Origin of the sequence: Paraburkholderia solitsugae (genome assembly GCF_013177695.1) — a bacterium.
Classification (GTDB): Bacteria; Pseudomonadota; Gammaproteobacteria; order Burkholderiales; family Burkholderiaceae; genus Paraburkholderia; species Paraburkholderia solitsugae.
Map to the genome: position 1 here is coordinate 14,200 of NZ_WOEY01000002.1, position 26,006 is coordinate 40,205.

Below are 26,006 nucleotides of genomic sequence, written 5' to 3' on the forward strand. Positions count from 1 at the left end.
TCGGATCGATGGCGTAGCGTCGTACACACGCCGGAATAGAAAACAGTTCAGATCGTGCCGGCTTCGCGCAGCGCGTCGATCCGTGCGCCGTCGTAACCGAGTTCCCGCAAGATGGCATCGGTATGCTCGCCGAGGGAGGGCACAGGGTCCATGCGCGGATCGAAGTCCGTCGGCGAACCCGGCGGCAACAACGCGGGCACCGTACCCGCCGATGTGCCGACTTCGTGCCAGCGCTCACGCGCCTTCAGTTGCGGATGCGCCCACACATCGGCCAGCGTATTCATCTGCGCGTTAGCGATGCCTGCGTGATCGAGCCGCTCGATCACTTGCGCTGCGGTCAGCCCAGCGAACGCCGTCACGATCACATCACGCAATGCTTCACGCGCCGAGGTCCGCTTCGAATTCGACGCAAAGCGCTCGTCGGTTGCAAGCTCGGGTTGCAGGAGCACTTGCTCGCAGAAGAGCGTCCACTCGCGCTCGTTTTGCAGACCGAGCATCACCGTCTTGCCGTCGCCAGCGGGGAAGGGACCATACGGATAGATCGTCGCGTGTGCCGAGCCGGACAGCGCGGGCGGTGGTTGGCCATCGATCGCGTAGTACAACGGATAACCCATCCACTCGACCATACTCTCCAGCATCGACACATCGATCCGGCATCCGCGCCCCGTACGGCCACGCAACAACAGCGCGCTGAGAATGTTCGAATACGCGTACATGCCGGCTGCAATATCCGCAATCGAACAACCCGCCTTGGCAGGCGCGCCTGGCGACCCGGTGATCGACAGGAAACCCGATTCGCTCTGGATCAGCAGGTCGTATGCTTTCTTGTCGCGGTATGGGCCATCGGCGCCATAGCCGGAAATGTCGCAGACGATCAACTTCGGATACTTCTCGCTCAACCTGTCGTAACCGAGCCCAAGCCGATCCGCCGCGCCCGGCGCGAGGTTCTGGACCAGCACGTCAGCATCGGCGACCAGCGCATCGAGAATCTCCTGCGCGGCCGGCTGCTTCAGATCGAGCGCGAGGCTTTCCTTCGAACGATTCGTCCAGACGAAGTGCGACGACAATCCATGCACGCGCTCATCGTAGCCACGCGCAAAATCGCCGACGCCAGGGCGCTCGATCTTGATCACGCGCGCGCCGAGATCAGCGAGTTGACGCGTACAGAACGGCGCGGCAATCGCGTGCTCGAGGGTGACGACCTTGATACCGTCGAGTGGTCTCATGTTTATCTCAGCGTGGAACTCAGAACGAACGCGGCAGCCCGAGAATATGCTCGGCTACGTATGAAAGAATCAGATTGGTGGAAATCGGCGCGACCTGGTACAGACGCGTTTCGCGGAATTTTCGCTCAACGTCGTATTCGCAGGCAAAGCCGAAGCCACCGTGGAATTGCAAGCACGCGTTGGCCGCTTCCCACGATGCGTCGGCGGCGAGCAGCTTGGCCATGTTCGCCTGCGCACCGCAAGGCTCGTGTGCATCGAAACGGCGCGCCGCTTCAAAGCGCATCAGGCTGGCGGCTTCGACGTTGATGAACGATCGTGCGATCGGAAACTGCACGCCCTGGTTCTGACCGATGGGCCGGCCGAACACGATGCGCTCCTTGGCGTACTCGGTGACCTTGTCGACAAACCAGTAGCCGTCGCCGATACATTCCGCGGCGATCAGCGTGCGCTCCGCGTTCAGGCCGTCGAGGATATATTTGAAACCCTGCCCTTCCTCGCCGATCAGATTCTCGGCGGGGATTTCGAGGTTGTCGAAGAACAGTTCATTGGTCTCGTGATTGACCATGTTCAGAATCGGCTGCACCGTCATGCCGTGGCCGATCGCATCGCGCAGGTCGACGATAAAGATCGACATGCCTTCCGATTTCTTCTTCACGTCCGCGAGCGGCGTGGTGCGCGCCAGCAGAATCATCAGATCCGAATGCTGGACGCGCGAAATCCACACTTTCTGGCCGTTGATCACGTAGCGGTCGCCGCGCCGTTCAGCGGTCGTTTTGATCTTGGTCGTATCGGTGCCGGTGGTCGGCTCGGTCACGCCCATCGATTGCAGACGCAGATCGCCACTTGCGATTTTCGGCAGATACTTGAGCTTCTGCTCGGCTGAGCCGTGACGCAACAGCGTACCCATGTTGTACATCTGCCCGTGGCATGCGCCCGAATTCCCGCCTGCGCGATTAATCTCCTCCATGATGACCGACGCTTCGGTGAGCCCCAACCCCGAGCCGCCATATTCCTGCGGAATCAATGCGGCGAGCCACCCGGCCTTGGTCAATGCATCGACGAAGGTCTCAGGATAGGCGCGCGCTTCGTCGACCTTGCGGAAGTACTCACCGGAAAACTGCTGGCACAGATCGCGAACCGCTTCGCGAATATCCTGGAAGGAATCTTGTTGCGTGGTTTGCATGAATCGAATCTCGTTAGGGTTCAGGCCAGCGCGGCTGTCGCGCGCATGGTCAGATAGCCTTCGTGGTCTTTGGCCCACAGGTCGATGGTCGTGCCGTCAGCGGAAGGTTTGCCGCATACCGTGAAAGGCTGGCCGGCGAAGGTGGGCCGCAGCGCCTTGAACGCGAAGCTTTGCAGCACCGCGCCCGGTTGTTCGCGACGCACCAGATCGACCAGCAGCGTCGCGATCAGTGGCCCGTGCACGATCAGACCGGGATAGCCTTCCACCTCGGTCACGTACGGGTAGTCGTAATGGATGCGATGGCCATTGAAGGTCAGCGCGGAATAGCGGAACAACATCACCGCGTCCGCGTCGACAGTGCGGCGCCACGTTTCGCCATCCGGCGCGAGCGCCGCTTGCGGTGGGCGGGCGCCCTCTTGCGGCGCGTCGCGATAGACAATGTCGTGCTCTTCTTCGAGCTTCAGCTCACCACCGGCTTCAATCGCGTGCTGCACCGTCACGAACACGAGACGGCCCGAACGGCCGGTCTTGTCTTCGATATTGGCGATGGTCGAGGTACGTTTGGCGTGCTCGCCGACTTTGAGCGGCGCATGGAAGGTCAGGCGGCCACCGGCCCACATGCGGCGCGGCAACGGCACCGGCGGCAGGAAACCACCGCGTTTCGGATGACCGTCCGGGCCGACCTCAGACAGCGGCGCGATCGGCAGAAAGTACAGCCAGTGCCAGAGCGGCGGCACCGTGTCGCCGCTTTCTTCCCGGTCGAGCGTCGCGGCCATCGCTGTCAGCGGAAAGGCCGTGATGTCGTCTTCGGTCACCGCTTCCTTGTAAAGCCAGTCGTCGAGTTTCTCTGGGGAGGCAGACATGGGCAAAGTCTCCGAATGCGCTGATGAGGCTAAAGAGGGTCTTACTATGAACCAGGCAGTGCATTCCGCGAAGTTTGCATTTTCGAATCTGGCCTTTGGTTTTGCTTAAGACGCGCGGGAGGCCCGCGCAGCGGGCGCTCCGGCTAGGCTTCGCCGTACCGACGACCGCCCGGCGCCGAACTCACCGCCCCCGGAAAGCGGGGGAATTGAAGAGCAAGAGTCGGAGTGCGGAGCGTTGGGTACGTACTTACACTCAGTCATCGTTCGATGAATCGCCTTATGGAGAATACTCATGAATACGGTTGCGAAGGGTCTGCGCTCGCAGTCGGTGGAGTTGGAACTGGAACTGGGGTTGGGGTTGGGGTTTGAGCCCGAACTGAAACACGCCGAGGACATGGAGGCAGACTCCGGCACCGTCACCGGCTCGCTTACGCGACGTGTCGACGCCATCGACTGGTTCAATGTCGAAGAAGAACTGAATGGCTACGGCTGCGCGATGCTGCCCAATCTGCTCAGTGCCCTGGAATGCGACGCGCTGTCCGCGCTCTATCCGCGCGAGAACCTGTATCGCAGCCGCGTCGTGATGGGCCGGCATGGTTTCGGCCGCGGTGAATACAAATACTTTGCGTATCCGCTGCCGCAACCGGTGGCGCAGTTGCGTGAGGCGCTGTATCCACGCCTCGCGCCGGTGGCGAATCGCTGGAATGAGGTGATGAAGATCGATGTCCGCTACCCGGCCGTGCACGGCGATTTTGTCGAGCGTTGCCACGCCGCCGGTCAGTTGCGTCCGACGCCCTTACTCCTTCAATACGCCAAGGACGACTACAACTGCCTGCATCAGGACCTATACGGCGAGCACGTGTTCCCGCTTCAGGTCGCGATTCTGCTGTCCGAACCCGGCGAGGATTTCACAGGCGGGGAGTTCGTCATGACGGAGCAGCGTCCGCGGATGCAGTCGCGCACCGAAGTCGTGCCGCTCGGTAAGGGCGACGCGGTGGTGTTTGCGGTTCATCACCGGCCGGTGCAAGGGACGCGCGGCGTGTATCGGGTGAACCTGCGGCACGGCGTGAGCCGGCTGCGGTCGGGCCACCGGCATACGCTCGGCGTGATTTTCCACGACGCGACTTGATTGAGTTCAAAGCGGCGCGCACTGGACTCGAGGGACGCACCGCCAAGCCGCAAACCGGCTCCGCGCGACCTTCATCCTTACCGGTGCAGCGCTGCTGCGCCGCCGCAAAAAATTCGACATCCCTCATTTTGACCCGGTATCATCCGGGAAAACCCGAACCCGCCGGACGCGCTGCGCCACCCTTTGCAGCGCATTCGGCGTGCCCGTTCGCGTGTTATTGCCCGTCGTTGAACGGGGCTTCCAGCCGGTGATCCCGGCACGGCAGCCTCATTCGACGATACGAAGGTGGCGGGCTCGCATGCCCGCCCTGTCGCAATCGGCCAAAAGCCGGTGGCGGCCATTTAGCCTGGATATCATCGATCATGATTGCTGCCGCGTTTTCACGCGTCGCCGACCGCCTGCTGGTTGCGGACCCGGGACTCGTGCGTCTCCATACTGCGCTACGCGTTGCGCTTGCCTGTCTGCTCACCGGCTTTGCCAGCATCGCGTGGACCGTCTTTCATCACCAACCGATTACCCTCGCCGCACCCGGCATCCTCTTCGCGATGGTGGCGCCTTTGTTCGTGCGCGATGCGCGGCGGCCGGCGTGGTTCGGCACACTGTTCTGTCTTTATCTTTGCGCCTGCGTGTGCTTTGCGGCGGCGAGCGTACTGAGCCGTTATCCGCTTGCCGGGGATGCGGGCTTCCTGGTCGTGATGTTCGTCGGCATGCTGGTCCAGGCGTGCGGTCCGCGTGCGCTGGGCTGCGCGATGCTGGGCGTGGTGTGCTTCTACCTTGGGCTGTACCTGCATCCCTCGTTCTTGCACCTTGTGCAATCGCTCTTGCTGTCCGCATTCGGGCCGCTGATGGTCACGCTGGTCGGCCGTGTGATCGTGCCGATGCGGGCGGTTGCAAGCTTCCGGCTTGCCATTCACACGGTGACGTTGCGCGCAACGCGTGTACTCGCCGCGCCGAGTGCGGTGCATCTTTCCGCGTTGAACGAAGCCGCGCTCTCGCTTGAAGAACAACTTGCGTTGCTGAATCCGTCCGATGCCGAGATGGTTCGTGAGCGGATTGTCGAAGTGGAAGTCGCGGCGGGACAGCATGCGTTTGCTTCGGCGCCTGTAAATGGCAGCGTGCAAGCGAGTGCGGATGTGCTGCGTCATGCGATTGCCCGGCTCAAGGAGATTGCGCATCGGGGCCATGCAGGGCGCCGCGCTTCGCGTTTTTCGGCTGACGGTGCAGGCGCTCAGTCCGTGGCGCAATGGTTTGCCGATTTGCGCACCAGGCTCTGCTGGTTGCCGGCCACGCGCGCCACGACCGCAGCTTTTCTCGCGATGCTGATCGGTCACTCGCTGTCTCCTGAGCGCTGGTTCTGGGCAGTTATCACAACGTTCGTGGTGTTTCTCGGCACACGGTCGCGCGCAGACACCGTCTATCGTGGCGCGCAACGCCTCGCCGGGACGCTGGCTGGTGCGCTAGTCAGCGTGTTGCTGGTTGCGCCACTGCACGACTCGCCGGTGCTGCTCGTGGCAGCGATGGTGCTGTGCGTGTTCGGTTGGGCTTACTACATCCTGAGTGCGTATGCGCCTGGAGTTTTTTTCATTACCGTGCTGGTCGGGCTCGTGTACGGCGAGTTGGGCTTCGCGATGGGGCCGCTGGTTGAGTTGCGGATCGAAGAAGTGCTGGTCGGTTGTCTCGTGTCGTTTGCGGTCGCGATTTTGATGATGCCGCTTGCGGCGACTCGGCATGTTGAGACGAGGCTGGGGGCGGTACTTGGTGCGTTGCGCGAGGTGGTGCGGCTCGCAGGATCCGCTGCTCAGACGTCTGAGACGGCGCCGGCGATGCGCAAGCTCGATCGCACCTGGCATGATCTGCGGATCGCGTTGAAACCGCTGCAGACTCAGCGGGTGGTGGTGTGGAATCCCGGCGTCGAATTGGCCACCGGTTCGCTGCTGTGTTGTTTGCACTGGGCGCGGGTGTTGAGTGATCCTTCTCGGCGCCTCGCGTCGTCGGAAGATGTGGCGCTCAATGCGGCGGATGTCGGCACGGCGCATGTGGAATCGATCGTTGCGCGGCTGGATTCTTTGATCGCGCGGTATAGCGGTCAGGTCGCGGATTCTGCGCGTGGCGAGTTGGATGAGCGTGCGTTGGTGACTGCTGCCGTTGATGTCGATCAGGCCAAGACACCGGCACTCGCTCAACTCGATGGCGCCGTCGCACAGTTGTTCGATCGACTGACGCAGCCGGTTACCAAAAAACGGAGCGTGTTCAATTGGGCGCTTAGAGGTAGGAGCGCGTAGGCGGCGATGGGGGTTTGATTTTGTTTGCCTACGGCGCTTGGGAGATTGTTGCTGTCGCGCACTTGTCCACAGAAAATGTTCGCAAGCCTGTGGATAACAGCCCCACAACAGCGCCAAGCCATTGATGCGAATACGTTCCTGCAAGCTGCACTTGTCAGCCTGCATGGCACCCGGCTATGGTGCCCTTCGATCTGGCGTGAACCGTCTGGCGCGAATCCAGCGTCATCATCCGCACTTGAGCGAGGCGCTGTTCAAGCAATTTAAGTGGCGTGTATTGGTCAGGCAACTTTTACGCCGCGTGACCCCAATGTTGAAAGCGTACAGGACGAGACCTACGTGAGCGTCACGTGTATTAGCCTAGACCTGATCTGACAGGTAGTCGGGGAAGCGAAGCCAAAGAACTGAATCAGTGAGGGACGAGTTTCTCCCTAGCGAGTTCGAGCGAATCGTATTCATGGTTTTGGGAGCTTACCTCGCGGAGGCGAGTCCGATTCCTTCTACACGTATCGCAAATCCGCGCCACCTATGCGTTCCCCGCAGCCTCCTCCTCTCCGGAGCAAAGCCAGCACCGCCAAGGAATCGACGTGCTGGCTCCGACATCTGAAGTAACCTGTTACCAGGCCGGGGCGGCTTTTACACCCTTGCGCCCGGTATTAGGGCGCAAGGGAAAAAAGTCCGATTGCGCGGACCTATCGACTACGGCTCTATTCTGAAATGCTCTGGTGGGGACTTGAAGAACGGGTAAAAACTCCTTGCACACTCCGTGATATCCGGCGGCCCGTACAGCACGCCCGTACCCCATGACCTATCACCAAAGGCGATCCACTCACCCGGCACGGGCATCACAACATAATGCTCAGAATTGGTTCCTAGTGAATCGGCAAGGCTACCGCCTGGGTCCTCCAACAGAAATTCGAAAAATTCCTCATCCGTATTTTCTGCCCGATGCATGAAGCCCGGGTATTTTCCAAAATGAAAATTGAAGTAATCGAACGGGTCGGGCTTCAAGACCAGCGTGGCAAAGTCAGTCGTACCTTTGAGGGCGAGTAGCGTTTGAATAAGCTCAAAGAAATTTTGAGTCTGGAGATCAATGGTATCGAAATAAAGCAGCTCCGTTGACGACCTGTCGCGAAGCATCCGGACTCCCGCGGTCGCGCGCTCCCAAAGCGGCATGAATTCGCACCGTTCGTGTATGAAGTCAATCGTATTCATGGTTTTGGAAGCCGTATTTTGAGTGTGGGGCATACTGACCCAGCCGAAGCAAAGCCAGCGACGGCAAGGAATCCACGTGCTGGCACCGACATCGCAACTTGTTACCAGACCGAGCGGCTTTTACACCCCTTGCGCCCGGTGATAGGGCGCAAGGGAAAAGAGACCGATTGCATGGACCTATCGACTACGGCTCTATTCTGAAATGCTCCGGCGCGGACTTGAAGAACGGATAGAAATTCCTCGCGCATTCCATAATGTCAGGAGGGCCATAGAACACACCCACCTCCCACGACCTGTCACCAAAAGCGATCCAGTCACCATCAACTGGCAAGAGTACATAGTGCTCGTGGTTGACCCCCAGCGCATCGGCCAGACTGCCACCAGGGTCCTGCATCATGAAATCGAAGAACTCGACGTATGTGTTGTCTCTTCCGTGAATGAAACCCGGGTATTTCCCGAAATGATGGTGAAAATATTCGAACGGGTCTGGTTTTAAAATCAACGTTGCAAGGTCGGTCGTGCCCTTAGCTGCCAGTAAGGTCTGCATAAGTTCAAAGAACTTTGGCGTTGCAATATCGATCGGATCGAAGTACAGCAGGTCTTCACGCGGCACATTCGCAAGCAACCGCACGCCCGCGTTCGCACGCTCCCATAGCGGGGTAAACTCCGCCAGATCATATATGTAATCTAATTGACTCATTACTTACCACCTTGAGGTCTATCAAGTCGGATCTTGAGCGTTCCCTGTTTGGCCCCAGGCGGGAAGTATTCCGCAGTCGGACCACCGGCGTTTGAATGCTCTCGCACCGTGTATTTTAAGTCGCCCTTCGTGAAAATATCGGTTTTTCCGTCCTTGCTTAGCGTCTGCGTCCAACCCTCATTACGCAGATTTGCTTCGAACTCAGTTTTCGAAACGTCCGTTTCGACGTTGCGGACGCTAGATCCTTCTGTTATCTCGGTCCATTCTGAAGTAGTGCGTCCCGGCGGAATCCCATCGACCTCCGTCTCCGCGGCGGGCTTGCACATCTCCTTGATGCGCTCCCAGTTTTCAGCAACCTTCTTCGTACCCTGACCAATGCCATATCTGACTACCGGGTTCTGCAGAAGCCGATAGACCAGCACGATACCGCGCACAGTACCGTCAATCAGTCCCGCCGAGAAATGGCATCCGCTACATACGGTCGACGTGCCAAGGAAGTTGTCGCCCAACAACCGACGCGTGCCCTGGAGATTGGCGGGCGGCCCTACCGGGGAGTCACCATAATTGTAGTTATCGATCCACTGGTTGATCTCATCGCTGCTGATCGGAATGTCCGTTCCGTCGTTCAGATCAAGAACGCTGCCGTCCTTTGCAACCGTGCCCGTACGCGACACGACCTGGCCGTCTGGTGAATAGCCGAACCTGACCTTGAACACGCGGCGGATACCGCCGTTTGCAGGACTCGCATATTCCATGAATTTGAATAGGTCAATGCGTGCGCGCCTGTCGTAACGAAGATAAAAGTCGCCAGTTGGGTTATAGCCGTACAGAACACGGTGAGCCGCATCACGCGAGATCATTTCCGTAGCGTCCTGAATCTCGCCTAGAGCGATGATCGCAAAGGCGTTACCCGTTGCGTCGCGCGTGACTTTCCATTGTCCGGCGACCTTTCCGTTCGCCATCTGCTGAACGAACGCGAGCCGGTTAAATGCGTCATAGGTCATCCCGTACGCCATCGCCACGCCGTCCGCCTTTCCTGCGTCGAAAGCGCTGGCTCCGGTCGGGTCGGTAGTCGGTATCTCGCTAACCCCAGTCGTATTGCCGTTCGCGTCGTATACGAAAGACTGGATCAATCTGGGTGACGCAATCATCGACGGACGCAGACTTGTTGCGTCGGCATAACGGATCGTGGATATCGACGTACCGTACGCACTTCTCACTATTGCCCGAACTGGCCGTCCAGTGTCGTCGTAGCTGTATTCGGAGGTGCCGCCGCTTGCGTCTGCGTCTTTCAGGAGATTGCCCGACGCATCCCAGGTCGAGCTGCTATTGCCCGCCGTGGACGTGGTCCCGGTAGGTCGCAGCATCCCGCCAATCGACGACATACTCAGCGTGGTGGCGCCTTTGCTACCGGTGATGACGGTCGAGCCAGTGTTATAGGCAAACTGCACGTTTTGCGCGGCGTTGGGATGGCTAACCGCCGTGGCCCGTCCCTGAGCATCGTAGCTCCACGTCGCAACGCGGTTGCCCGCCTCATCGATCTCGCCAGTCAGCGCATTCTTGAAACGCGCGTCGTCGTAGACATAGCGGCGGGCATAGCCATCAGGCCAGGTGACCGAAACGAGATTGCCACTTGCGTCATACCCGTACTGCGTCATGCGACCCAACGGGTCGTTCAGGCGTGAAAGACGGTTCTTGTCGTCATAGTCAAGGCGAAGTGTGATGTCGTTGTTCGCGTCCGTGCCTGCTGCATGCTGTGTGATCGTGGTCAGCAGCCCTGAGCCGCCATAGGTCAGCGTTCGGACAAATCCTGTCTTCAGGCTCTCCGAAAGCAACACGCCCTGGGCCGAATACGATTCGACGGTATCGGTCTTGAGATCGGTCAGCGTCCATCCGGAGCCGTTCTGTATCAGCGCAAGGCCGGTAAAGCCCGCTGTACGCCAGGTGCCGGCTGACCAGTTGAATGTGACAGGCTCACTGTTCCCGCGATACGCAAGCACTTTGGACGAGCTACCGCTGTTAGCGTTAGCGAGTCCCAGGTTGCGTTGCCAGCTATGGAACCAGACCGGTCCCATCGCCGTGGCGGAATTGCCTAGTGACTTGGATCGGTAGGTCCGTGTAAACCGCATCGGAATGTCGTCGCCGCTGACAAAATCCTCTTCAGTCAGGGTGACAGCACCGTTGCCCGGATACACCGGGTCAGCGACGGGGCAGCTCGCTTCTGGTTCTTCCGTAGTGGGTGTCGCGCACCACGCGTCGATAAGCGGCAAACTAGCGCAGTTGTAGTATTGGATGCCGCCTGGTACGCCGGCGTAAGCATCCCAACGGCAGGTGGGCGAGCCCGGCTTCGCACCGGTTGCTGTCCACACCGCGTTGCAATCAGCCGCGTTTGCGCCGAACGCGAACATCAGCAACATGAATGCGGCCAGCAGGCGCCCCGCTATGCCTGCTGGATTCTCAGTAACTCTGTTATTTTTCATAGTCATCCTTATTTGTTGTGCTTGATTGAAGCCCAAGCACCCTATAAGGAGCACTCCATCCCCCGCTATCCGACAATTCCTAAAATTGCGTGTCCTTTATGCCAGTACAAACGTTGCCCTCAAACCTCCTACGCAATCCGTAGGGAATTGCGCAAGAGCCCGTCAGTCATCAACGCGCCGCGGTGAAAAAACCAGAGCGTCAGACGGGGAATATCCGTACATGGAAGTGATTAGACGCCGGCACCCAAACGAGGGCCAACTGGAAGGGAAGAGACGGGCCGCGTGGCATGCCGCCCGAAAGGGATATAGGTAGCGCAAGAAAGCGCTACGAGACTAATCGCGATACAAAGTGCGATTTCAAAAAATCAAACCCGCGAAGAACGGGCTAGACCACACTGGCTAGCCGTCCGATCGGCGGCCACAAAGTTATCCCCAGTTTTTGTTCAGAAGGCTGTGGATAACATCCCCACAACCACGCTAAGTACTTGATGCACTTCACTTCCAGCACGGTGCGCGCCGAAAGACGCTTTTCCATCACCCAGCCGCAATCTCAAACCAGGCGCCATGCGTGCGATCACGATCAAACACCCGCGACTCCGCATTGCCGTCGGCGCGCAGCGCGACACCAAATACCCCTTCCCCACGCGTGGCGAGTTGCCGGCGCAACGTCGCGCCTTCGGTGGTGACGCTCGCGGCATCGACATGCACCGGGCTCAACAACACAACAGACGCATCGCCAATCGACACCGTCGCCGACACCGCTCCCAGCCCCGGCAAGGTCACCGGCCGTCCCTCAGTCGCCCCAAAACCAAGCAACGCCCGATACCGCCGCACACTCACCTTCAAATCCTCCACAGCAACCGTCAAACTCGCCACCCCTCGCACGCCGTTCGCATGTTCACGCACTGCGCCTTCAGCCACACGCAAATCGCGCGGCGTGATATCCCCGCACAGGAATGGCAAGTCACTGGTCTGCGGCCGGCCGGTCTGCCACTCGAGCCGAGCACCGTCCGGACGCACACGCCCACCCGCCTGCGGACCGTCGTATCGCAATCCTCGCCCATGCGCGGCGTCGATCACGGCGCCCACGCTCGACGGCAACAACGCGTAATCGACAAAGCCATCGCCGTGACGCTGCCCCACGTCCCACCAACGACGCTGCGGCGCCGCTTGGAGGAAAGCGATCAGCTCGATGTAACTGCCGTCGGCAAAACCGATCAACGCGTTGTGCGTCACGCCATCGGCATGTGTGCCACCTTGTTGCACGGTGAAACCGAGTACAGTGAAATCTTCAATGGTCTGCGTCAGGTCGTGGACGCGAATGACGATGTGATCGAGTAAAAGGCTCATGGCGTGAATGTCGTGAATGATCGGATCGTTTGACGGGCGATGGAACGCCTACTTCTGCGCGACCGTCGCCTTGCTCTCAAGCAACGCCCACTTGTCGTTCTTCACCACCACGTTGATGTTCTTCACGCCGATCACACGACGCGTCGCCGGATCGAAATTAGCCTTGCCGAACACGACGCTCGGAATGTCATGCAGCTTCGGCAGCGCATCGCGCACGGCTTTGCGGTCGGGGCCACCGGCGCGCAGCGCATAGGCGGCAATGATGACAGCGTCATACGCATAGGCGTTGAACGCGTCCGGCTCGCGGTGGTATTTCGCTTCGAAGCGTTGGACGAAGCTCTGCACCTCAGGCCCGGATTCACCCGGGAAAAAACTGGTGTTCGTCGCCACGCCGTTGACAGCCGCACCGCCGAGTTCGAGGAATTTCGGCGAATACACGGAACTGGCCGCGGCGATCGGCAGGTTGATGCCGCTCGTCCGCGCCTGGCGGGCGATCTGCGCGCCGTCCGAGTAGTACGAGATCAGCACGATACCGTCTGGGTTGGCAGCGCTCACGCGCACCAGCGTCGCGCGGAAATCTTTCTCGGCCGGCTGATAACCTTCGGCCGCAACGACTTGCGCGCCGCGATCATTGGCGGCTTTGACGAAGACGTCCTTGCTGGTGCGTCCCCAGTCGCTGTTCAGATAGAGCACGGCGATGCGCTTGAGGCCGAGCGTTTTCACCGCGAGGTCGGCGAGCAGCGGCTGGGCGTCGGCCTGACTAACCGAGGGACTCCAGATGTAGTCGCCGCCTTTGGTGAATTCAGGATGCGAGTTGGTAAAGCCGAGCTGCACAAGGCCGGCATGCTGGTAAATCGGCGAGGCGGCCATCGAAGCCGTACTGGAGAAATCGCCGAGTTCGATCAGGATGCGCGGGTCGCTGACGAATTTCTGCGCGATCGTGATGGATTGGCGCGGGTCGCTCTGGCTGTCCTCGAAGGCATAGTTCAGCGGGCGGCCGTTGATGCCGTTGTGGCTGTTGATCTCATCCAGTGCGAGATCGAAGCCGGCCTTCCATTGCGCGCCGTACTGAGCGTTCTGACCGGTCAACGGACCGCTGACGCCGATCAGGATCGGGGCGCCCGACAGTGGCGCTGCTATGGCTATTGTTGTCGTCGTTATTGCCGATGCGGCCAGCAGCAACAGTGCCGTGATGTGAGTGGCCCATGATGGGCGCGGGCTTGATGTGTTCGACATGGCTCCAGGCTCGGTTTGCTTGAGATTGGAGTGAGTGTCGGATGTGCCTCGGCTTCGGGCAACCAAGCGATTGGCATATCGTTATGCTGCTGGGGAACTTGTCCACAGAAAATGTTCGCAAGCCTGTGGATAACATTCTGGCAAGCGCGCCAAGTACTTGATGTATTGGGCTTCTCTTGCGCTGCACGTCGGCGTGACCGCCTACGCGGTCACGCCCTTCGCGTTAAAAAGTAAGCGGCTTCGTCGCAGCCTTCGCGGTCACGCCGCTTGCATCAAAGGTAAGCGGACTTCGCCACGCTGCGGTTCGCGGGCGTCAGCAGTTTGCTCCGTTCAACCAGGGCGCCAAACAACAGCCCAACGGTCGTCCACATAATCACCTGCATCCCGATTGCCGCGACGCGGAACTTCCACAACAGCACCGCCGGGAAGGCCGCCGGCACTTCGTTGATCACCGGCATCGACAACTGCACAGCAGCAATGATCACGACAAACACCACGCCGGCCACGATCGAGCCATTCCACGCGCCCAGCTTCAGCGCCGCGCGCCGCCGCACCTTCAGCGAGAACACCATCGCGGCCAGCGAGATCGCGATCATCAGGAAGAACAAGCCAGTCCGCATGCCGATCGTCTCGGGGTCGCCCACCGAGGGAGGATTTGCCGGATATTTGATGTTCGGGACAATCACCAGTGTGATAAAGGCGCCAAGCGCCAACCATGCGGACAACGCGCGCGCGCTCAACGCACCGACGCGTCCATATGCATACGCAAACACCAGTGAGAAAAGGCCACCGAATGCAGCGCCATACGTCACCACGCCCGTCAACAATCCCAGCCCGGCTTGCGTGTCGCGGCTCACCAGTTCGGGTTCAGGCGCTTCGCCTTTGGCGGCGTCGGCTTTTTCTTCGAAGGAAATCGCCTGATCGACCTGCGGTTCGCCTACCACTCTGGCGAAGCCGAACGTGAGCAACCCTGCGGCGATGCCTGCAAGCATCCCGCGTACCAACAATTTACCAACCATGTTTAACTCCGTTAGTGGCAGGGAAAGCCGAGCAGATGGCGGCCGTCGTGCACGAATTCATGCACATACATACCCGGCACCAGCGACGTGGCACCTTCTTCCGCACCAACGAAATAAATTGCGAGCAACAACAGCAAACCACCGAACACCACCCAAGGCAGCAACTCGCGCAGCGGAATCGGCGTGGGTTGAGCGACGGGTTGAGTCGTGGGATCGAAAACAGCATCAGTCATGATGGACATCTCCTGGGGGTAACGCGCCCCGATAGTCGATTGAAGAGGGAGGGTGCGAAGCTCAGGTCTGGCTTTCGGCTGTGAATGCCGATTACAGTGGCGCGACCGCGCCGGGCTCTCACCGGCTTCCGTGCTTCGTAGTGCCGCTATTCTACGCGCTAAACTTTGCCTCCCGGCAACGTGAAGCAGCGTCCCGCTTTATTCCGATCTCTATGGAACTCAACTAAATGGACACACGGCTGTTACTGATCAGCCACGCATCGACCGCGGCGATGCGTGCGGCCCGCTTCCCCGCCGACGATCCGCTCGACGCACGCGGCCTCGTCGAAGCAGGCGCGGCACGTGCGTGTCTGTCGATTCCGGACCACGCGGCGGCTTTCGTCAGCCCTGCCGTTTGTGCGCGTGATACGGCGTCGGCCTTGGGTCTCGCTGCAACGGTCCACGAGGGACTGGCGGATATGGACTACGGTCGATGGCATGGCCGGCGCCTCGCTGATCTCGCCGTCGAAGCACCGCAATCCCTCGCCGCGTGGACACACGATCCCGACGCTGCCGCACACGGTGGCGAGTCATTCAATCAACTCGTGAAGCGGGTAGGACAGTGGCTCGATGCGCTAGACGATGCGTCGGGCAAGGAGGTAAACCGCTCAACGGAACGTGCATCAAGCAATGAAACGAATGGCGCAACAAACCATGCGCTAAGCACAGGCACAGACAGCGCGCCGCATCGCGATACGCAAAATATCGTCGCCGTCACGCACGCGCCGGTGATCCGGGCCGCCATTGTTCACGCGCTCGACGCGTCATCATCGATATTTCCACGCATCGAGATTGCGCCGCTCTCGATAGTCGAGCTACGACACTCACGACGCGGCTGGACCTGGTGGCCGGCGTCACAGTAATGGCGGACTCACATCACCGATCGACACCAAACAACGCGGCCAGCCCATGCGCCGACGCAAAAATCCCCTTCGCATCGTGCCCGACGCCGTCGATCACAAACGTACGACGCGTCGCCGCCCCTTCCGGATGTCGCAACGCCACATATCGCGCGTAAGCCAGCCCACGCTCCAGCCGATGAGCACCTTGCGCCCGCGCAGCGCATGAACGATCGAGTGCCGGATGTTGCGGATCGCAATCCGCGCCGCCAAGCAGCACGGTGACATCACGACGCGCATAGCGTGACTCGAGCTCATCAGCAGAACCAACGCCCTCTCTACTCGAAGCATAGGCAGGCAGATCCTCGAGCCCATACTTCCAGCGATTAAACGACGGACACGCCGTCGCATCGAACGCTGCGAACTCGCCGGACGCGGTTGGTCGAGTCGCATCGAAGTACACGTACGACGAAGGATTCGCGACCACATAGCGCAACGTGATCCCGCGCGCGACGAGCGGTGCCTCACCCTGCGTCACCACGGCATAGCGCTGCACCACCTGGCCACCACCCGAATGCCCTGCGATCACCACCTCGCTCAGCGACGCAAACTGCTCGCGCGACGCCAATGTATGCAAGATCGCGTCGAGTACCTCGAACGAACTGATCGGCGCCGGACCCTCGGCATTTTCGCCTCCCATCCAACTCGTCCACTCCCAATGCAGCGTCGATGGCGGCAACGCATGCGCGTCCACGTCCGCACTTGCGAGGAACTGCGGCACGATCAGCAGCGTGTCGGCAGCACTACCACCGGCCAGTGCGCACGCGCGCTCCGCCAGATCAAAGTACGCATCCGCATTGCGTAAGCGTCCGTGAATCAGAATCACCGCGCGCTTGACGTCGCGTATCGGCGCAAGCCAGTCGTCGTTCGCGAACACCGGCACGGTGCCGCTACCCGTTTGCGTCGCGACACTCAGATGCCGGCTCGCGACAACAGCGACCGGACGTTCATTCGGCGCGCGTTCGTCATCTGTGATCAAAGGCTGGGCCATGCAATAAGCTCTGGTTAATCCAATAAATCTAACGCGTGACGGCTAACGCGGCGCGGCGAACTTCGCACTTGCGTTGCCCGGCTCGCGTCCCGAGCGCGTGAAATACACCATCGCGAGCGACACGAAACCGGCAAAAATCAGATAGAAGGCCGGCGTCAAACTGCTGCCGGTCAGACGCGTCAAGCCGGTGATGGTGAGTGGCGCCATGCCGCCGAACAGCGTCACCGCAATGTTGTACGACAGCGCCACACCCGCCGAACGGCTACGTACCGGAAACAGCGTCGCGAGCATGCCGGGGTGCGAACCGGACATGGCGGCGAGGAACACCGTCGCGACCATCTGCGCGATGAACAGATGCCCCGGCGCCGGATTGGTCACGACGAAGTGATAAAGCGGATACACGCACACCATCCACGCAATCACGATCGGATAGAACAGCCGGTATGCGCCGTAACGATCAGCAAGCTTGCCGGACAGCGGAAACAGGAACAGATTCAACACACCCGACACAAACGCGCCGAGCAGCGCCGTGGACACCGGCAGATGCAATTGCCGCTCGACATACACCGACAGATAGGAATGCCACACATAATTGGTCGCCGCACCGATGATGATCACACCCATCGCGCAGATCGCCGCGTCGCCGTTGTCGCGAAAGAACTGACGCACCGTCACGCGCGGCGGCTTGTCCTTGTGATCGAGCAAACGCTCGAACTCCGGCGACTCGGCCACACGATGGCGGATGTAGAAACCGAACGGTCCCGCCAACGCGCCGAACAGAAACGGCAGACGCCAACCCCACGCAACCAGTTGTTCGTGCGTAAGCTGCGTGGTCAGCAGATAACCGACACCGGATGAAAGCAGCAACGCAAACGCCTGCGCCGACATATTGAAGCTGCCATAGAACATCTTCTTGTGCGGCGGCGCGTACTCGACGAGCATCGCCGACGCCGTCGCGAACTGCCCGCCCACCGAGAGACCTTGCAACAGCCGCACCAACACCACAAGCAACGGCGCGGCAATGCCGATGCTGGCATAACCCGGCGTGAGGCCCATCAACAGCGTGCTCGCCGCCATCGAAATGATGAGCAGCGAAAGCGCCGTGCGCCGCCCCGCCCGGTCAGCGTAAATACCGAACAGAATGCCGCCGATCGGCCGCACGATAAAGCCGACGGCGAACGTGGCCAGCGTCAGCATGATCGACACGAAACCGCTGCCGCCTGGAAAAAACACTTGCGCGATGATCTTGGCGAAATAGCCGTAGATCAGAAAATCGAACCACTCGAGCCCGTTGCCGAGCACCGAAGCGAAGATCGCGCGCCGCACCATCGACGGGCTCAAGCCGTTCGATGCCTCCGCGGTGGGCTCCGTCCCCTCACGCTGATTCAAGCTCGCCTCGCTCATTGCTCGCATCCTTGGGTGTCGAACATCGCTGACAGTGCGCAGACCGACGTCAGCATGCGCGCGCCGTCGTGGCCGACGCCCGGCACGATATGAAAGCTCTGGTTCAAGCCTTCAGGATGACGCGACTGAATGTACCGGTAATACGCTTCTGCGCGCGCGAAGCGCTGCGGACCTTGCGCTTCGGCCGCACAGCTTCTATCGAGCGCGCTTTGCTGCGGATCGGTATCCGCGCCACCGACCAGGTAGTCGATCCGGCGCGACGCATAGGTCGCTTCGAGTTGCGCGGGCGAGCGGTCGTCGAGGTACGGCGGCCGATTGTCCATGCCGTATTTCCACTGATTGAAGTCAGTGCATTGCGCGGCGTCGAACGGCGCCGCGACACCTTGCGCATTCGGCCGTTGCGCATCGAAATACGCATACGTCGATGGGTTCGCCACCACGTAGCGCACGTCGATACCTTCACGGGTCAGCACGTCGATGTTACGCGCCGCCACGGCGTAACGCTGCACGACCTGTCCGCCGCCCGAATGCCCTGCGACCACGACGTGCTGCAGATTTGGAAACAGCTTGCGATCCGCGAGGCGCGTAACAATCGCGTCCAGCACCGCGTACGAACTGATAGGCAGCGGCGCGCGCGCCGCTTCGCCGCCCATCCACGCGTCGCCCTTCCAGCGCAGCAGATCGGCCGGCTCGTCATGTACGCGCATGTCGAGCGTGGCGAGGAACTGCGGTGCGACCAGAAGCGTGCTGTCGGCGTCCGCATGAGCAGCTTCGCGTGCATTTTGCGCAGTGCGGAAGTACACGTCGGCGTTGCGCAGTTTGCCGTGAATCACGATCACCGCACGCGTCACCTGCGGCTGCGCGACGTTCCAATCTTTCGACAGATACAGCGGAAATTCAGCTTGCCCTTGTGGCGTGTCGATCACGAACCGTGTATCCGAGATCGTCGCCACAGGTTTCAGATGGGACTTATCAGCATTCACCGCGAATACCGGTTGTGCGAGCAATGTCAGCATCGCGGCGCCAACTGCCAAGCCGCCCGTCGCCAAACGTCGTGAACGATTGAATGTCATGCAGCTTGCTCCTGATTACTGTGCACCGTCTTGAACGCGGCGCATCGTCGAATCCGTCGCTGAAAAGCCCCAAAATCCAGAACCGGCATTAGCCGACGCGATGAACCAGATCGTAGGACCGGGCGGGGCAAATGTAAAATACCTGTTTTTTGCACCCCCCATATTTATAAAATATGGCAATGACCAGAACGTAAAGCGGCCAGGGAGACGGAACACCATGGAGCTTCGCCACTTGCGCTACTTCCTGGCGGTTGCCGAGGAAGGCCAATTCACGCGTGCGGCCGAGCGGCTGGCGATGCAACAGCCGCCGCTCTCACAGCAGATTCGAACGCTGGAAGAAGAGATCGGCTTCGAGCTGTTTGTGCGCATGCCGCGCGGCGTGACCTTGACGCCCGCGGGGCAGACCTTTGCCGAAGACGCGCAACGCTTGCTGCTGGATCTGCAGCAGTCGGTGGACAAGGCGCACCGGATCGCGCGCGGCGAACTCGGCACGATCTCGATCGGCCTCACCAGTTCGGCTGCGTTCCATCCCTTCACGACGGAGACGATCCGGGCCTTTCGCGCGGTGTGTCCCGAAGTCGCCGTGGAGCTGGCCGAGCTCAACGCGGCGGAGATTATCGAGCGTTTGGCCGCGGGGCAGATTCAGGCCGCGTTTCTCCGCAAGCCAGTCGATGCGCGCGAGGGCGTGGCGTTCGAGTTATTGCTCGACGAGCCGATGGTGGTGGTATTACCTGTCGGGCACCCTTTGCTAAAGGGGGCGGGCAAAAAACGGCCACAAGTATCGTTGAAGGCGCTGGCGCACGAGGACTTCATTCTGGTCCGCCGGCCGGGAGCACCTGGCATGTATGCGGACATCCTAGCGGCCTGCCGGCAAGCCGGATTCGTGCCGCGGATTGCGCGCGAGGTGCCGCGCATGGTGTCGGGGATCAATCTGGTCGCAGCAGGGTTAGGGGTCACGCTGGTGCCCGCGTCGATGCAACGTTACGACCAGGTGGGAACGGTGTATTGCACGTTGATGAATCCTGCGAAGTTGAGCGCCCCACTGCATCTTGCCTACCCTGCGGGACTACGCAATAGCGCTGCGACCCGCTTCATCGAACTGGTGAAGGCGCGCATTCACGGCTGAACGCGCCGGGCTCTTGCGCCATCGCTAACGCCACAAAGGCCCGTGTCACAAAAAATCCCCAATTCAATAGTTTGCTAACGAATTTTTTACAAATACAATACCGGCCATGTCGAATCTCGATGCCTTGCGCCGCACCGTTAGCAGCACCCTGGTCGTCGCTGCCAGAAAATGGCGGCGTACCAGCCATGGCGTGCTCGCGGCCTTTAACGTCTCCGAAGCGTGCGCCACGCCGCTCCTGACCGCCAGCCGGCTCGGCGAAGCGGTGCGGCAGGTCACGCTGGCCGATCACATCGGTATTGAAGGGCCCTCGCTCGTGCGACTGCTCGATCAACTGTGCGCCGCCGGCCTGATGCGCCGTGACGAAGATCCCGAAGACCGGCGCGCCAAGACTGTGGCCCTCACCGATGAAGGCCGCGCCGTCACCGCGAAAATGGAAGAAGAGCTTAATACGTTGCGTGCGCAAGCTTTGAAAGGTATCTCGCGCAGCGATCTCGAAGCGACCTTGCGGGTGCTGGCCGCTTTCACGGCCGACGCAGCGGCGCCGCACAATACCGGCGACGCCAAGTAACGGTTTATGGCCTATCCCACCATTCGCGACTGGCTGTTCTCCGTCAAGACGTTTGCCGCGGCGATGATCGCGCTCTACATCGGCCTCGCGCTCGAGTTACCGCGGCCGTACTGGGCGATGGCCACCGTCTACATCGTATCGAATCCGTTTGTCGGCGCGACCCGCTCCAAGGCACTTTATCGTGCGCTCGGCACCGCGCTCGGCGCGTCGGGCGCGGTGCTGCTGGTGCCGCCGTTCGTCGAATCGCCGTATCTGTTCAGCGTGGTCGTCGCGTTGTGGATCGGCACGATGCTGTATCTGGCGGTGGCTGACCGCACCGCGCGCAGCTACGTCTTCATGCTGGCGGCCTACACCATGCCGATCATTGCATTGCCTTCGGTGACGAATCCAGGCGGCGTGTTCGATCTGGCGATCAGCCGCACCGAAGAGATCACGCTCGGCATCGTGTGCGCCAGCATTGTCGGCAGTTCGCTGTTTCCTAGCCGGCTCGCACCCACCATTATCGAGCGGACCGACGCGTGGTTTCGCGACGCTGCGTTCTATGCGACCGAAACGCTGTCCGGGCGCATTGCGGGCTCGGCAATCTCGGGGGCCCGCCAGCGGATCGCGTCCACGATCAACGGACTGGAACTGCTGCTGAGCCAGCTTGCCTACGACCATACCCGGCCAGACATCCTGACCCGCACTCACGAGTTGCGCGGGCGCATGCAGTTGCTGCTGCCGATGATGTCGGCGCTGGCCGATCCGCTGATCGCCCTCTACAACAGCGGCCGCCAGACATGGCCGGAGGGTCTCGAAGCGTTGCTCAACGACGTCACCAAGTGGTTCAATGCGCCGCTTCCCGCGGCCAGCGAGGGCTATCATCCCGACGCGGCAGCCAACGCATTGCGCGAGCGCATCGCCGCGATGCAGCCGTCGCCGGCCGCCCTCGCGAACTGGGACGGCGCGCTGCTTTCGAACGCGCTGTGGCGTTTGAAACAGGTGATCGATGTGTGGCAAGACTGCCGCTCGCTGCGCATCATCATCACGCGCGAAGAAGGCTCGTGGCGGCCACGCTTCCGCCATTGGCGACTAGGCGGCACCGAGCGGTTCTTCGACCGCGGCATCATGCTGTTTTCAACGGTTTCCGCGGGCACCGCGGTGATTATCGCGTGCAGCCTGTGGATCAGCTCAGGCTGGGCGGACGGCGCCAGTGCGGTGACGCTGGCAGCGGTCGCCTGCTGCTTCTTCGCCGCGCTCGACGAACCCGCGCCCATGGTGTTCAGGTTCTTCGTCGCCACGGCAATCGCCGTGGTGGCCGCCGGCATTTATCTGTTCGCCGTACTGCCGCATGTGCATGATTTTCCGATGCTGGTCATCCTGTTCGCCGCGCCGTTCATTCTCGTCGGCACGTTAATCCCGCGGCCGCAGTTCAATATGGTCACGGTGCTGGTGGCCGTCAATACCGCCACCTTCATCAGCATTCAGGACGCCTATTCGGCCGACTTCCTGATCTTTCTGAACAGCAATCTCGCGGGCCTCGCAGGCTTGCTCTATGCCTATCTGTGGACCCGCGCGACGCGCCCGTTCGGCGCCGAACTTGCGGCCTCACGGCTGTTGCTCTCGAGTTGGGCCGACGTGGTGCTGACGGCGTCCACACGGACCATCGAAGACCCTCGCAATCTCGCCGCGCGCATGCTCGACCGCCTGATGCAGCTAATCCCACGCCTTGCCGCCACGGATGACCATCGCCATCCGTCGATCGAAAGCTTCCGCGATCTGCGCATCGCGTTCAACGCGCTCGATTTGCGTCGCCTTACCGCCAAGCTCGGTGGCGAAGCACCGGCCGCGATCGACCATGTCCTCGAAGACGTGCGCCAATACTTCGAAACCTGCATCGACCAGCGCAAGCGCCAACCGGTGCCCGAAAGCCTGATGACGTCAATCGACGCAGCCGTGGCACGCGTCACGGGACAAGGGCTCGCCAATGCCGGCGCGCCGAGCCCGACCTCGCAAACCTCAGCCCGCCATTTGCGCGACGCGTTGCACGCGCTGGTCGGCTTGCGTCTTTCGCTGTTTCCGGCCACGCTAATCACACCCACGCCGCCCGAACCGGAGGCCGTCGCCTGATGCGCCCGTCCCGCAACCCGATCCACCCCTTTCCCAGTTCCCGCGATGATCGGTGAAATCGATATCTTCGGCGTGTTCGTGCCGGCCGTGCTCGTGCTGATGTTGATCGCCTATCTGATCAACCTGGCCATCCGCACGGTGCTCGCACGCGTCGGCTTTTACCGCTTCGTCTGGCATCGCTCCATCTTCGATCTCGGCATCTATGTGCTGGTGCTGGGCCTTGTCGTCGTCGTTTCGCACAGACTAATAACGTGAAAAAAACCTGGTTCTCCGTCGGTCAAATTCTGCTGACCCTGATCGTTGTCGTGGTTGCAGCCTTCGTGCTGTGGAAACTGGTCGCCTACTACATGTTCGCGCCGTGGACTCGCGACGGCCACGTGCGCGCCGACGTGATCCAGGTCGCGCCGGATATCTCGGGGCTGATCTCATCGGTCGAGGTGATCGACAACCAGCAGGTCAAGCAAGGCCAGGTGCTGTTCGTGATCGATCAGGCCCGCTATGCACTCGCACTGCGCCAGGCGCAGGCCACCGCGCAGCAACGCCGCGCCACCCTCGATCAGGCGCGCCGCGAAGACGCGCGTAACCACCAGCTCGGCAACCTCGTCGCGGCTGAAGTCGCCGAAGAAAGCCGCTCGCGTGTCGAAACGGCGGAGGCTGCGCTCGCCGATGCGAACGTCGCGATCGATACGGCCAAGCTCAATCTGCAACGCACCACCATCGTGAGTCCGGTCGACGGTTATCTGAACGACCGCGCACCGCGGACCGGCGAGTTCGTCTCCGCGGGCCGAGCGGTGCTGGCGGTGGTGGATATGCATTCGTTCCGGGTCGACGGTTATTTCGAAGAAACCAAGCTGCGTGGCATCGACATCGGCCAGCGGGTCGATATCCAGGTGATGGGCGAGCCCAAGGTGCTGCGCGGTCACGTGCAAAGCATCGTCGCGGGGATTGAAGATCGTGACCGCACGCAAGGCTCGAATCTGCTGCCGAACGTGAACCCGGCATTCAGCTGGGTGCGGCTTGCGCAACGGATTCCGGTGCGCGTTGCGCTCGACGAGGTGCCGGCCGACTTCCGCATGATCGCCGGACGCACGGCGACGGTGTCGGTGCTCGATCTGTCGCCAACCGGCAAGCCTCGGTCGGCTGCGGGTGCTTCGGGGACTGTGGATGCATCGGCGGCGTCGGCTTCGACGTCGGCTGCCTCTTCGGCTTCGGCAACGTCCGCTGTTCCGGCTGCTTCTACTACGCAGCCGGCATCGGCTGCCGTCATGTCGGGCGCATCGCAATGAAGCTGTCGCGCACCCTGCCCTTATTGCCGCTGTTGTCGCTGTTGCCTTTGGCCGTCGCGCTCAACGGCTGCATGAACGTCGGCCCCAATTACTCGCTGCCGAAGCAGGCGCTGATCAACGCGCCCCTCGCCAACGCGCCGATCGAAGGAGCCGATGCCAAACTGACCACCCGGCAGAACGTGCCCGCGGTCTGGTGGAAGCTCTATGACGATCCGGTGCTGAACAGCCTCGTCGACCAAGCGCTGCAATCGAATACCGACTTGCGCGTCGCTGCAGCGAACCTCGCGCGTTCGCGTGAAGCGCTGGGTGTGGCGCAGGCTCAAGGCGGCTTCTCCGGCAAGAGTTCGGTGCTACTCGAACGTGCGCAGGAATCGGCCGAGCAGTATCTGCTCTTCAACAAACTGCCGGTCACTAACGAAGGCGACATCGGTATCAGCATCTCGTACGAGATCGACCTGTTCGGCAAGCTGCGGCGTGGTGTCGAAGCGGCGGCGGCGGATACGGAATCCGTGCAGGCAGCGGGCGATCTTGCGCGAATCACGGTGGTCGCGGACGTGGTGCGCTCTTACGTCGACCAATGCTCGGCCGCCGAGGAACTCAGGGTTGCGCAGCAGTCGCTGGCACTGCAGAAGGAGCGTGTGGATGTGTCGCGCCGGCTGCGCGACGCGGGCCGCGGCAATCAGCCCGATGTGACGCGTGGCCAGACCCAGGTCGATACCTTGGCGGCGGATATTCCACGCTACACGGCGCGCCGCCAGATCGCACAATACCGGCTCGCAGCGCTGCTGGCTCGCGCACCGTCCGATTTGCCGCCGGCCGTGCTGGCCTGTAGCACGCTGCCGCAGATCCGTCAGCCGATTCCGGTCGGCGACGGCGCCGCGCTGCTCAAGCGTCGTCCGGACGTGCGCGAGGCCGAACGTCAACTGGCGGCTTCGACAGCGCGCATCGGCGTCGCTACGGGCGCGTTGTATCCGACGGTGAGCATCGGGGCATCGGCGGGTTTGACGGGGATTCTGGAAGATCTCGGCACGTCGCCGACGGCACGCTGGGCCTTCGGTCCACTGATCAGTTGGACCTTCCCAACGAATGGCGCGCGTGGCCGTGTGCGCGAAGCGGAAGCGTCGAGCAACGTGGCGTTGGCGAAGTTCGACGGCGTGGTGCTGACCGCGCTGCGCGAAACCGAAACCAGCCTCGCGACCTATGCGTCCGACTCCGCCCGCGCCGACGCTTTGCGCGCCGCGTTGAAGTCGGCCGCCGAGTCGGCGGATGAAACCCATCGGCTGTATCGCGCCGGACGCGAGTCGTTCATTTCGGATCTGGATGCGACCCGCACGCTGACCTCGACGAAATCTCAAGTGGCGGCCGCGGAGGGCCAGGTGGCGATCGATCAGGTCAACCTGTTCCTCGCGCTCGGCGGTGGGTGGGAGACCGATGCGCCGACGGCGCCTGACGCTGCGCTGCCTAACGCGGCGACTTCCGCTGCTGCGGCGCCGGCCAAGACCGTGCCGACGGCGGCCACCCAAGCGCCTTGATTGACGCCACCGTAACCGCTGCCAGGAGCCCGGCTGGCCCAGCAGCATCGCGATAGCCGGTCCCAA

At 61.3% G+C, this 26,006-nt stretch carries 22 protein-coding genes and 1 riboswitch; of the genes, 9 read left to right on the forward strand and 13 right to left on the reverse strand.

Annotation, left to right across the window (positions count from 1 at the left end; translation table 11 throughout):
- Positions 1-47: 47 nt before the first annotated feature.
- From GNZ12_RS00075 to GNZ12_RS00085, 3 genes are read right to left on the reverse strand one after another with little or no spacing between them, the layout of a single operon-like run.
- Positions 48-1,226 carry a CaiB/BaiF CoA transferase family protein gene (locus GNZ12_RS00075; RefSeq protein WP_172308442.1) on the reverse strand — a complete coding sequence of 393 codons (1,179 nt, stop codon included), beginning with the start codon at positions 1,224-1,226 and terminating at the stop codon, positions 48-50.
- Between the two features lie 19 nt (positions 1,227-1,245).
- A complete protein-coding gene (locus tag GNZ12_RS00080; RefSeq protein WP_172308443.1) occupies positions 1,246-2,409 on the reverse strand; it encodes an acyl-CoA dehydrogenase family protein in 1,164 nt (387 codons plus the stop codon).
- Between the two features lie 20 nt (positions 2,410-2,429).
- Positions 2,430-3,272: an FAS1-like dehydratase domain-containing protein gene (locus GNZ12_RS00085; RefSeq protein WP_172308444.1), complete on the reverse strand. Its 843-nt coding sequence runs from the start codon at positions 3,270-3,272 to the stop codon at positions 2,430-2,432.
- A 394-nt stretch (positions 3,273-3,666) separates the two neighbouring features.
- On the opposite strand from GNZ12_RS00085, the gene GNZ12_RS00090 reads away from it, so the two are divergent.
- Positions 3,667-4,401, forward strand: coding sequence for a 2OG-Fe(II) oxygenase (locus tag GNZ12_RS00090; RefSeq protein WP_235993484.1), 735 nt, complete (start codon positions 3,667-3,669; stop codon positions 4,399-4,401).
- A gap of 362 nt (positions 4,402-4,763) precedes the next feature.
- The gene (locus GNZ12_RS00095; protein ID WP_172308446.1) at positions 4,764-6,683 is read left to right on the forward strand and encodes an FUSC family protein; all 1,920 of its coding nucleotides are present in this window, start codon (positions 4,764-4,766) and stop codon (positions 6,681-6,683) included.
- Between the two features lie 696 nt (positions 6,684-7,379).
- Here the strand turns inward: GNZ12_RS00095 and GNZ12_RS00100 are convergent.
- The 7 genes from GNZ12_RS00100 to GNZ12_RS00130 form a co-directional block, all read right to left on the reverse strand.
- Entirely contained in the window at positions 7,380-7,895 is a 516-nt protein-coding gene (locus tag GNZ12_RS00100) for a hypothetical protein (RefSeq protein ID WP_172308447.1), read from the reverse strand.
- A gap of 184 nt (positions 7,896-8,079) precedes the next feature.
- Positions 8,080-8,595, reverse strand: coding sequence for a hypothetical protein (locus GNZ12_RS00105; protein ID WP_172308448.1), 516 nt, complete (start codon positions 8,593-8,595; stop codon positions 8,080-8,082).
- Positions 8,595-11,111, reverse strand: a complete 2,517-nt coding sequence (locus GNZ12_RS00110; protein ID WP_235993474.1) for a DUF6531 domain-containing protein — start codon at positions 11,109-11,111, stop codon at positions 8,595-8,597. Before GNZ12_RS00110 ends, GNZ12_RS00105 begins: the two co-directional genes overlap by 1 nt.
- A gap of 498 nt (positions 11,112-11,609) precedes the next feature.
- Complete coding sequence (locus GNZ12_RS00115; RefSeq protein ID WP_172308449.1) at positions 11,610-12,425, reverse strand: VOC family protein; 816 nt, start codon at positions 12,423-12,425, stop codon at positions 11,610-11,612.
- 48 nt (positions 12,426-12,473) lie between these two features.
- Positions 12,474-13,661, reverse strand: a complete 1,188-nt coding sequence (locus GNZ12_RS00120) for an ABC transporter substrate-binding protein (RefSeq protein ID WP_172308450.1) — start codon at positions 13,659-13,661, stop codon at positions 12,474-12,476.
- 272 nt (positions 13,662-13,933) lie between these two features.
- Positions 13,934-14,680, reverse strand: a complete 747-nt coding sequence (locus GNZ12_RS00125) for a CbtA family protein (protein ID WP_172308451.1) — start codon at positions 14,678-14,680, stop codon at positions 13,934-13,936.
- An 11-nt stretch (positions 14,681-14,691) separates the two neighbouring features.
- Positions 14,692-14,913 carry a CbtB domain-containing protein gene (locus GNZ12_RS00130; protein ID WP_172308452.1) on the reverse strand — a complete coding sequence of 74 codons (222 nt, stop codon included), beginning with the start codon at positions 14,911-14,913 and terminating at the stop codon, positions 14,692-14,694.
- A gap of 55 nt (positions 14,914-14,968) precedes the next feature.
- Positions 14,969-15,051: riboswitch (adenosylcobalamin (AdoCbl) riboswitch) on the reverse strand.
- An 89-nt stretch (positions 15,052-15,140) separates the two neighbouring features.
- Here GNZ12_RS00130 and GNZ12_RS00135 point away from each other — a divergent pair.
- Entirely contained in the window at positions 15,141-15,815 is a 675-nt protein-coding gene (locus tag GNZ12_RS00135) for a histidine phosphatase family protein (RefSeq protein ID WP_172308453.1), read from the forward strand.
- A 13-nt stretch (positions 15,816-15,828) separates the two neighbouring features.
- Here GNZ12_RS00135 and GNZ12_RS00140 read toward each other — a convergent pair whose 3' ends face one another.
- The 3 genes from GNZ12_RS00140 to GNZ12_RS00150 are packed head-to-tail and all read right to left on the reverse strand — an operon-like array spanning position 15,829 to position 19,319.
- Positions 15,829-16,842: an alpha/beta hydrolase gene (locus tag GNZ12_RS00140; RefSeq protein ID WP_172308454.1), complete on the reverse strand. Its 1,014-nt coding sequence runs from the start codon at positions 16,840-16,842 to the stop codon at positions 15,829-15,831.
- 42 nt (positions 16,843-16,884) lie between these two features.
- Positions 16,885-18,246 (reverse strand): MFS transporter, encoded by a 1,362-nt coding sequence (locus GNZ12_RS00145; RefSeq protein WP_172308455.1) that lies wholly within the window; start codon positions 18,244-18,246, stop codon positions 16,885-16,887.
- Positions 18,243-19,319, reverse strand: coding sequence for an alpha/beta hydrolase (locus tag GNZ12_RS00150; protein ID WP_172308456.1), 1,077 nt, complete (start codon positions 19,317-19,319; stop codon positions 18,243-18,245). Before GNZ12_RS00150 ends, GNZ12_RS00145 begins: the two co-directional genes overlap by 4 nt.
- 217 nt (positions 19,320-19,536) lie before the next feature.
- On the opposite strand from GNZ12_RS00150, the gene GNZ12_RS00155 reads away from it, so the two are divergent.
- The 6 genes from GNZ12_RS00155 to GNZ12_RS00180 all read left to right on the forward strand — a co-directional run bounded on the left by GNZ12_RS00155 (position 19,537) and on the right by GNZ12_RS00180 (position 25,940).
- Positions 19,537-20,445 (forward strand): LysR family transcriptional regulator, encoded by a 909-nt coding sequence (locus tag GNZ12_RS00155; protein WP_172308457.1) that lies wholly within the window; start codon positions 19,537-19,539, stop codon positions 20,443-20,445.
- Positions 20,446-20,551: 106 nt separating this feature from the next.
- On the forward strand, positions 20,552-21,013 hold the full coding sequence (locus GNZ12_RS00160) for a MarR family winged helix-turn-helix transcriptional regulator (RefSeq protein WP_074288894.1): 462 nt from the start codon (positions 20,552-20,554) through the stop codon (positions 21,011-21,013).
- A 6-nt stretch (positions 21,014-21,019) separates the two neighbouring features.
- On the forward strand, positions 21,020-23,122 hold the full coding sequence (locus GNZ12_RS00165; protein ID WP_172308458.1) for an FUSC family protein: 2,103 nt from the start codon (positions 21,020-21,022) through the stop codon (positions 23,120-23,122).
- Between the two features lie 45 nt (positions 23,123-23,167).
- The gene (locus tag GNZ12_RS00170; RefSeq protein ID WP_007176114.1) at positions 23,168-23,377 is read left to right on the forward strand and encodes a DUF1656 domain-containing protein; all 210 of its coding nucleotides are present in this window, start codon (positions 23,168-23,170) and stop codon (positions 23,375-23,377) included.
- Complete coding sequence (locus GNZ12_RS00175; protein WP_172308459.1) at positions 23,374-24,408, forward strand: efflux RND transporter periplasmic adaptor subunit; 1,035 nt, start codon at positions 23,374-23,376, stop codon at positions 24,406-24,408. The genes GNZ12_RS00170 and GNZ12_RS00175 overlap by 4 nt, the downstream gene beginning before the upstream one ends.
- A complete protein-coding gene (locus GNZ12_RS00180; RefSeq protein ID WP_172308460.1) occupies positions 24,405-25,940 on the forward strand; it encodes an efflux transporter outer membrane subunit in 1,536 nt (511 codons plus the stop codon). The genes GNZ12_RS00175 and GNZ12_RS00180 overlap by 4 nt, the downstream gene beginning before the upstream one ends.
- Positions 25,941-26,006: the final 66 nt, after the last annotated feature.

What these genes read in the sequence shown, in the direction of transcription:
- GNZ12_RS00135 (WP_172308453.1), top strand. Translation starts at nt 15,141, where the DNA reads ATGGACACACGGCTGTTACTGATCAGCCACGCATCGACCGCGGCGATG.
- GNZ12_RS00120 (WP_172308450.1), bottom strand. Translation starts at nt 13,661, where the DNA reads ATGTCGAACACATCAAGCCCGCGCCCATCATGGGCCACTCACATCACG.
- GNZ12_RS00105 (WP_172308448.1), bottom strand. Translation starts at nt 8,595, where the DNA reads ATGAGTCAATTAGATTACATATATGATCTGGCGGAGTTTACCCCGCTA.
- GNZ12_RS00165 (WP_172308458.1), top strand. Translation starts at nt 21,020, where the DNA reads ATGGCCTATCCCACCATTCGCGACTGGCTGTTCTCCGTCAAGACGTTT.
- GNZ12_RS00140 (WP_172308454.1), bottom strand. Translation starts at nt 16,842, where the DNA reads ATGGCCCAGCCTTTGATCACAGATGACGAACGCGCGCCGAATGAACGT.
- GNZ12_RS00145 (WP_172308455.1), bottom strand. Translation starts at nt 18,246, where the DNA reads ATGAGCGAGGCGAGCTTGAATCAGCGTGAGGGGACGGAGCCCACCGCG.
- GNZ12_RS00100 (WP_172308447.1), bottom strand. Translation starts at nt 7,895, where the DNA reads ATGAATACGATTGACTTCATACACGAACGGTGCGAATTCATGCCGCTT.
- GNZ12_RS00150 (WP_172308456.1), bottom strand. Translation starts at nt 19,319, where the DNA reads ATGACATTCAATCGTTCACGACGTTTGGCGACGGGCGGCTTGGCAGTT.
- GNZ12_RS00155 (WP_172308457.1), top strand. Translation starts at nt 19,537, where the DNA reads ATGGAGCTTCGCCACTTGCGCTACTTCCTGGCGGTTGCCGAGGAAGGC.
- GNZ12_RS00115 (WP_172308449.1), bottom strand. Translation starts at nt 12,425, where the DNA reads ATGAGCCTTTTACTCGATCACATCGTCATTCGCGTCCACGACCTGACG.
- GNZ12_RS00180 (WP_172308460.1), top strand. Translation starts at nt 24,405, where the DNA reads ATGAAGCTGTCGCGCACCCTGCCCTTATTGCCGCTGTTGTCGCTGTTG.
- GNZ12_RS00125 (WP_172308451.1), bottom strand. Translation starts at nt 14,680, where the DNA reads ATGGTTGGTAAATTGTTGGTACGCGGGATGCTTGCAGGCATCGCCGCA.
- GNZ12_RS00160 (WP_074288894.1), top strand. Translation starts at nt 20,552, where the DNA reads ATGTCGAATCTCGATGCCTTGCGCCGCACCGTTAGCAGCACCCTGGTC.
- GNZ12_RS00170 (WP_007176114.1), top strand. Translation starts at nt 23,168, where the DNA reads ATGATCGGTGAAATCGATATCTTCGGCGTGTTCGTGCCGGCCGTGCTC.
- GNZ12_RS00130 (WP_172308452.1), bottom strand. Translation starts at nt 14,913, where the DNA reads ATGACTGATGCTGTTTTCGATCCCACGACTCAACCCGTCGCTCAACCC.
- GNZ12_RS00090 (WP_235993484.1), top strand. Translation starts at nt 3,667, where the DNA reads ATGGAGGCAGACTCCGGCACCGTCACCGGCTCGCTTACGCGACGTGTC.
- GNZ12_RS00095 (WP_172308446.1), top strand. Translation starts at nt 4,764, where the DNA reads ATGATTGCTGCCGCGTTTTCACGCGTCGCCGACCGCCTGCTGGTTGCG.
- GNZ12_RS00085 (WP_172308444.1), bottom strand. Translation starts at nt 3,272, where the DNA reads ATGTCTGCCTCCCCAGAGAAACTCGACGACTGGCTTTACAAGGAAGCG.
- GNZ12_RS00075 (WP_172308442.1), bottom strand. Translation starts at nt 1,226, where the DNA reads ATGAGACCACTCGACGGTATCAAGGTCGTCACCCTCGAGCACGCGATT.
- GNZ12_RS00080 (WP_172308443.1), bottom strand. Translation starts at nt 2,409, where the DNA reads ATGCAAACCACGCAACAAGATTCCTTCCAGGATATTCGCGAAGCGGTT.